The organism is Stenotrophomonas sp. STEN054, from assembly GCF_056854535.1.
This window is the reverse complement of the sequence record NZ_JBXFWG010000115.1, coordinates 1-381: the sequence shown is the minus strand read 5'-3', so window position 1 is coordinate 381 and position 381 is coordinate 1. Positions and strand designations below refer to the sequence as shown.

Sequence of the window (381 nt, the reverse complement as noted above, 5' to 3'; positions counted from 1 at the left end):
CAGTAGATCCACGCCATGCGTGGATGGTTTGCGCGGGCGCCGGAATCGTGCGCACCAGTGGTCCGCACCTACCAAAGCAGGAGCCGCCGGGCATGGCCCGGCGCTACCGGCTTGCGGTGGAATTGACGAGCACGGTAGTAGATCCACGCCATGCGTGGATGGTTTGCGCGGGCGCCGAAATCGTGCGGACCAATGGTCCGCACCTACCAAAGCAGGAGCCGCCGGGCATGGCCCGGCGCTACCGGCTTGCGGTGGAATTGACGAGCACGGCAGTAGATCCACGCCATGCGTGGATGGTTTGCGCGGGCGCCGGAATCGTGCGCACCAGTGGTCCGCACCTACCAAAGCAGGAGCCGCCGGGCATGGCCCGGCGCTACCGGC

General features: G+C 67.2%; 1 protein-coding gene. It reads left to right on the top strand.

Translation table 11 applies throughout. The features are described 5' to 3' along the window. Positions 1 to 92: 92 nt before the first annotated feature. Positions 93 to 381, top strand: a 289-nt coding sequence (locus AC1VXD_RS19855; RefSeq protein ID WP_482993484.1) for a hypothetical protein, incomplete at its 3' end; no start/stop codon positions are given.